Raw genomic sequence first — 6,476 nt, 5'->3', positions numbered from 1 at the left:
AGGGGTCACTAGTTCGATCCTAGTACCGCCCACCATATCGATGGTCGGAAAGCCCCCGGCGCCCGAGGCGCCGGGGGCTTTCTCGTTCGATGACCGGGCGCGCGCATTCCATTTGCAGCGCATCGATCCGTCCCGTGTCCGGGGGATGACCGCAATATCGATTCCAGACAATCGGTCGGCCAGCCCGGCGCCGCGCCAATCTCCGCCGGCTGGCGCTCGACCACGACAGTGGAAGGGGCGGTGGTCGGGCACGGTGTGGTCGTCGCTAGCGCATCAACATGACCGTCAGGGGCTGAGCCAGAATCCAGAGGCCGGCGACGGTGAAGCCGATCATCAGGATCAGCATCGGCAACTGGCTCGCCGTTGCGGAGCCGCGCGACGGGAGGATGCGCAGTGCCACCAGGTGCGCGATCCAGACGCTGACGATGTGCCCGAACAGGATCAGCCCCACTTGCGAATGCCATACCACGCCCATGTCCGGGAGGATGGGGGCCCGGAACTTCAGCGCGGTGCCGAACAGGTCCCATTTCCACCCGAACGGATCGGACGCCAGGCTGATGATCTTGAGGCCGTGGGTGAGGATCAGCGTGGCGTAGTGCGTGACGTTGTACACGACGGCGATCGGCAGCAGGGCAAAGGCGAAATCGAGGGCGAGTTCGCGCGTCGGGCGCGCGCAGCGCGTGACCCACCTGGCCAGCCAGACCGCACTGAGGTACGCGCCCAGATAGAGAAAGGGGGCCGCGAACAGCCAGAACGATTCCCAGGCGATGAACCACGGCCTGAGTACGCCGATCGCGTTCATCGGCCGCACGCCGACCCACTCGGTCAGCATGCCGGTCGGATCCCCCCAGAACAGACTGACCCACCATTGCGTTGCCTTGAGGCCGTCGAACGCCGTGGTCGCGAGCATTGCCAGCACGAAGGCGACGGTGCTGAGGTGTTCGGGGCGCTCGGACAACAGCCCTGCGAAAGGCCAGCGCAGGCGAACACGGCTTCCGCGGTCGGATGCATCGCGTCGGTAGTCCAGAGGCGCCAGCAGGGCGACGAGGCGCAGGAATACCGAGAAGAACTCGCAGTGGCGGAACCAGGCGTGCGTGCCCACCAGCCACACGCCGAACACGTTCAGCAGGGTGTAGCCGGTCAGGAATATCGCCAGCGGTTGCGGCCGGCCGGTTCCGAAGAGCTCGAACCAGATGAAGCCCATGTAGAGAACCAGGGCGGGCCAGTCGCCGAGCCACTTCGGGTAGCGGAAGCGGCCTTCCCCGTATCCGCGCCGTGCGCGCGCGATTCCGTCGGTGATCGTCCGCCACGGGTTGAGGGCGGCGTAGACGTTCCCGATCAGCGCCGTCAGATACGTGAGCAGCAGCAGGAAGATGATCCAGAAGAAGGTCAGGCTGAAGTTGCGGACCGGATCCCGGTTGCCGAAGTAGCCCGTGACGATGCAGAGCAGCAGCAGGAATACCGCGAACAGCCGCAGCGCCGGCACGAGCCGCCCGAGCGCCCGTAGCCAGAGAGCGTCACCGATGTCACGCGTGGTCGGGTTGCCGGATGGTCCCGGTCGGGACAGCAGCATGCCCGCAATCAGGAAGGAAACGATCAGCGTCGCCGAAGCGCTCCAGCCGTACAGCCAGAAGGGCACCGGGAGGTTGTACAGCGCGCCGAAGCCGTGCGCGCAGGCGACACCCGGCCACGCCAGGAGCGATACCGATGCGAGGCACGCGCCGTGGATCCGATTCATGAAGGAGCAGCTGTTCGGGGGGGGGGGGGCACCGGCCGATGCGGTGATGATGCCGGCCGGTGCCCGGGAGGTTATCGGGGGACTTCGTCCGGCGTCGGCCTGGTCCGCGCGTCCTCGGCGGCCTGCAGCGTCTGCTCCCACAGGCGCAGATAGGTCTCGGCCGAGTTGTAGAGGGCATCCAGCGCCGTCTGTCCCCCTTCGAGGCGGATCTCCTCCACGATGTCGGTGATCATGCCGTAGTGGTACATGCCCGCTTCGTTCACGTCCCACATCTTGCCCTCGGGACCGGGCACCGCCAGCATCTCGACCGTGATGGGGGCGATCGCGTCGAACTGGGGTCCCCAGCCTTCCCCCTGGAACATCTGGAACGGGTACGCGACCGGGCCGGTTTCCGTGATGCGCCCCATGCCGCGCGGTCCGGGGAGGTTGCGCAGGCCGTTGGCGTCGGCGCCGTAGCCGGCGGACAGGACGCGGTCCGTTCCCGACAGGTCCCACTGCTCCCGGAGCTTGTCCAGGAACGCGATGTGTCCCTCGCCGTTCTGGTTGATCGGATAGATCACGCCGCCCTGGGCAAGAAGCTGTTGCGCCTGGGCATTGCTCAGGCCGCCCTGGCCGCTGTGGCCCGAAACCAGCGGATAGTCCGGTGCCGTGATCGCGGTGTAGTCCAGCATGATCTGCTTGCTGCGAATTTCCGCGTGGTCGATGTCGATGATGAAGCCCTTCTTCATCATCTTGTCGATGGCATAGATCCCGAGGTCGGTGACGTTGCGCTTGTTACAGCGGCGGCCGGTCTTCAAGGTCGGCAGAAGTCCCTGCGTGAGCTCCAGAAGGGCATCGGTAAACGGGTCGCCGCCGAGGGGAAGCGGGGATGTCAGGGCCGTCATGCCGGCGTTGTAGAAGTAGGTGTCGCCTTCGCCACCATCCTCGCAGGGATAGGTCTCCCAGAACCGCCCGGTGCCGACGAAGTTGATGATCTCGAGGAAGTTCTGGAACAGGCCGGCGCCACCGAGCGCGCTGTCGACATCGTGGTAGGGAAACACCTGCCGCACGCCGAGGTCCCAGGCGCGGTCGATCTCGGCGTCGATCTGTTCGCGCGTGCATCCGCTGATCTCGTTGCCGAGCGGGCCGAACCGGACATTGCAGCCGAAGATGTTGGAGAACTCGAGGCCCGGAATGACCGCCAGCTTGCCCTGCGCGATGACCTGCCTCGCCTCGCCCGGGCTGCCCACGATGCGGAAGAAGCCCTTGCCCGGACCACCGAACTGGGCGTCGATGTAGTCCTGAATGTCGGTCAGGTACTCGACCTGGAGGACGCCCACCTCCATGTCGCGACAGGTTGCGTCGCCCAGTTGCAGGTCGCGGTCGCCGCCCACCAGCTGGGCAACCTGGCACAGCGCCTCGATGTTGGTGCCGTGGATGGTCATCAATCGCAGTCCCGCCATCCAGGCGCGTTCCAGCCAGCGCCAGTACATCTGCTGGTGCAACTGGGAATCGTGGAATGGCCAGTCCACGAACGTGGGCCAGCCCTGCGTGTCGTGCGTGGCCCCCGGCGTGAGATCGAGAATGAGGGCTTCCGGATCGAGAATCCCGTTGGGCCCGTGATGGCGCCGGCAATTCTCCAGCGCGTGCGTCACGCCGAAGCGGTGGACCGCCTGGCCGTACATGACGCCACCGGCCGAGGGGCCGACATCCCTGCTGCCGTCCGACATCTCGCTGCCCATGGCCATGTGGGTATGGACATCCGCGAATCCGATGACCGGTTCGTCGATATTGCCGGTGTAGGTCGTGCCGATCACCCCGAGCGGCATTTCCGGATAGACCGCACAGCCCTGGGCCCGCTCGAAGGTCAGTGCTGCGGGCATGTCACCCAGCACCAGCTGGCCGTCACCGCCGACCGCCAGGGACCCGTTCAGTGTCGATGCGCTCAGCGCCTCGCCGGTCTCCGCGAAGGTCCAATCCGAACCATCCGTCGGTCGCGATTGCGGGACGGCGCCGATGGAGCGGGTCTCGTTCAGGGCGTTCCGGGCAGTCATGAGCTGCTCGTCCGTCGTGTAGAAGAGATAGCGCCCCAGGTTGGCGGCCCGCATGTAGAACTTCTCGGCTTCGTCGACGCCGGAGCCGCTCGCAAAGAAGCGGTCACCATCGCGCGTCACGTAGGCGCCGTCGGCCTTCATGACCCAGCACTGGTTGTACAGGTCGAAGCGGGTGAGCACCTGATCGGAAGGGTCATTGCCGCCCCCGCCAGGACCCGGGTCGGTCGGCCCGTCGACCGGGTCGGATCCACCGCAGGCGACCAGCAACAGCGCCGCAAGAGCCGCACAAACCGGGCGGAAGCTTCCCCAACGCTGCGAAGCAGCGAAGGCATTGTTCGCGTATTGCACTCTCATCCTCTCTCTCCCTATCCCTATCCCTATCCCTGGGCCAGTCCCGCTCGGTACCGCGTTGCCACTACCGCCCGCAGCACTGCATGCCGTCACGCCAGGCGCCTTCGAAGGTGTCCGGATCGAAGCGGTGCCCACATCGCTTGCCCCGGCAGCTACCGGGGCTGAACCTCGATGATGCCGACCTGTACGTGCGGGTCGTGCAACTCCAGTTCGAAACGACCGGAGTGAGCCAGCGCGAGGTGCAATTCGGTCGTTGCACCGGGATGCAGGTCCAACACCCGGTCATAGCCGTGCAGGTGCAGCTTCTGCGCCCGGTCGCTCGCCACGCGAAGCGTGATCTGCTCGCCCTGCCGGCCCCTGATGATGCGCGGGCCTTCCACGCGCTGGCCCTCCGAGAACCGGAACGTGTACACGCTCGGGTCGCGTTCCTGATCGTCACCGCCGATGGTGGCCGGCGCCTGATCGCTGCCGGCGGGAGCCTGTGCGGTCTCCGGCGCCGCGCGTGCAGCCGACTCCTCCGGACGAAGCCGGTCGAAGAGCGCGATCAGCGCAACGCTGGCAACGACAACGAAGAAAATGACTCGAAAGTTCAAGAACCTCTCCGCCACGGTCAGGGCACAACGTGCCGAAGAACGGCTCACGGTAGCTAGTCGGGAAGCATAGCAACTCACGTGCCAGCGCTTTCGGAGCAGGGCCTGATCCTCGGGCCGGTCCCGGTGCTCCCATCGCATTCGTGCTCGGAAGCTCGCCGCGCGGTTGCCTTCAATGATCGGGCGGGCGTCTCGCGTCCGACCGCTTGACGGCCACTCCTGCTCGCGATCGGGTGTCGAAGGACGGTCGGCGAGGGAGCCGGCGCACGGTCTACCGACCGTGCGCGATGCAACGCCGTCTTCCTCACCCGGTGTGCCATCCGCTCATGGGTCCGGAGCGGGGCGCGGCTGCGCGCGACGTGCGGGAGCCGAGCGGCGGCTTCCCCCGAAGAATCGGCCGGGATCCCAGCGCTATCGCGAGAACTGCTGCAGCGTCCCCAGATAGGCATCGCCGTGCTCGCGCGCGGCGTCGGCGTCGGCGCGCTCGGAGGCCAGGTGCAGTTCCTCCAGCGAGGCGGCCGCCCCCTCGAGCTCGTCGCGCAGTCGGGCGACGGCGTTCTCCATGGTGTAGGTCATCTGATGGATGCGGTTGAGGTCGGAGGCGGTGAGCTCGTCCCTGGCCAGCAGCTCGGCGAGCCCCTCGTTGTAGACCTCGAGGTAGGAGAAGGCCTCGGCCAGCGTCGCGCTCTCGGCGCCCTGGTAGTGCTCGGGACGGTCCTCGGCGGCGTGGACGGCGGGAAGGCCGAGGCTCGCGACCAGAGCGAGCGCGGGAACGATGCGGGACATGCGGGACTCCTAGACGAAGCGGGTGGATGCGAGCCGACAAGCATAGCGTCGGTGCCGGTCGCGGGACGTGCGCTGAATGCCCCGAACCCGGCGCCTGTCGCGCCAGCCGCCTTCCCACAATGCGATTCGAACGGGAGGTTCGACATGGATCACATCACGGCCGGCGCGGCGCGCATTCCCGCGCTGGGGTTCGGCACTTTCGAGTTGACGCCGGAGGACGCCGGTCCGGCGGTCGAGGCGGCGCTCGCCGCCGGATACCGTCATATCGATACCGCCCAGGTGTACCGCAACGAGGCCGCGGTGGGCGAGGCGCTGGCAGCCAGCGATGTGCCGCGCGACGCGATCTTCCTGACCACCAAGGTCTGGACCGATCACTTCCGGGACTGCGATCTGCAGGCGTCGGTGGCGGAGAGCCTGCGGCGCCTGCGCGTGGAGCAGGTGGACCTGTTGCTGCTGCACTGGCCGAATCCGGACGTATCGCTTGCCGAGACGCTGGGCGCACTGGTGGACGTGCAGGAGCGCGGCATGACGAAGCACGTCGGCATCAGCAACTTTCCCTGCGCGCTGATGCGTGAAGCCGCCGGGATCGCACCCGGGCGCATCGTCACCAATCAGGTGGAGTTCCACCCGTACCTCGGGCAGCAGCGCGTGCTGGCGGCAGCGCGCGAGCTCGGCATGAGCGTCACCGCCTACAGTCCGCTGGCGCGCGGCCGGGTATTCGACGATCCCGTGCTGCAGCGCATCGCGGCCGCGCACGGCCGGGACCCCGGCCAGGTGGCGCTGCGGTGGCTGCTCGATCAGGGCGTGGTGGCGCTGCCGCGCAGCCGCACGCCGGACCACATCCGCGCCAACTTCGCGGTCGGCGACTTCGTCCTGGACGATGCCGAGCGCGCCGCCATCGACAACGAGCTGCCGAAGGACGTGCGGCTCATCGATCCGGGCTTTGCGCCCGAATGGGATGCGGCGTGACGCGCCCGG

Annotated in this window: 5 protein-coding genes; 1 reads left to right on the top strand and 4 read right to left on the bottom strand. The window is 67.2% G+C overall.

Annotated elements, in window-relative coordinates:
- Nucleotides 1–265: 265 nt before the first annotated feature.
- The 4 genes from KAH28_RS01275 to KAH28_RS01260 all read right to left on the bottom strand — a co-directional run bounded on the left by KAH28_RS01275 (nt 266) and on the right by KAH28_RS01260 (nt 5,498).
- Complete coding sequence (locus KAH28_RS01275; protein ID WP_290573989.1) at nt 266–1,738, bottom strand: hypothetical protein; 1,473 nt, start codon at nt 1,736–1,738, stop codon at nt 266–268.
- Between the two features lie 71 nt (nt 1,739–1,809).
- Nucleotides 1,810–3,951, bottom strand: coding sequence for a hypothetical protein (locus tag KAH28_RS01270; protein ID WP_290573988.1), 2,142 nt, complete (start codon nt 3,949–3,951; stop codon nt 1,810–1,812).
- 323 nt (nt 3,952–4,274) lie between these two features.
- A complete protein-coding gene (locus KAH28_RS01265; RefSeq protein WP_290573987.1) occupies nt 4,275–4,715 on the bottom strand; it encodes a hypothetical protein in 441 nt (146 codons plus the stop codon).
- Between the two features lie 408 nt (nt 4,716–5,123).
- Nucleotides 5,124–5,498: a DUF6746 family protein gene (locus tag KAH28_RS01260; RefSeq protein WP_290573986.1), complete on the bottom strand. Its 375-nt coding sequence runs from the start codon at nt 5,496–5,498 to the stop codon at nt 5,124–5,126.
- Between the two features lie 144 nt (nt 5,499–5,642).
- On the opposite strand from KAH28_RS01260, the gene KAH28_RS01255 reads away from it, so the two are divergent.
- Nucleotides 5,643–6,467: an aldo/keto reductase gene (locus KAH28_RS01255; RefSeq protein WP_290573985.1), complete on the top strand. Its 825-nt coding sequence runs from the start codon at nt 5,643–5,645 to the stop codon at nt 6,465–6,467.
- The last annotated feature ends 9 nt before the right edge of the window (nt 6,468–6,476 follow it).

It is taken from the genome of Algiphilus sp. (assembly GCF_023145115.1).
GTDB lineage: Bacteria > Pseudomonadota > Gammaproteobacteria > Nevskiales > Nevskiaceae > Algiphilus.
This window is presented reverse-complemented; position numbering and strand designations above follow the sequence as displayed.

Excerpts from the sequence above, each read along its gene's own strand:
- KAH28_RS01275 (WP_290573989.1), bottom strand. The coding sequence starts at position 1,738 with ATGAATCGGATCCACGGCGCGTGCCTCGCATCGGTATCGCTCCTGGCG.
- KAH28_RS01260 (WP_290573986.1), bottom strand. The coding sequence starts at position 5,498 with ATGTCCCGCATCGTTCCCGCGCTCGCTCTGGTCGCGAGCCTCGGCCTT.
- KAH28_RS01255 (WP_290573985.1), top strand. The coding sequence starts at position 5,643 with ATGGATCACATCACGGCCGGCGCGGCGCGCATTCCCGCGCTGGGGTTC.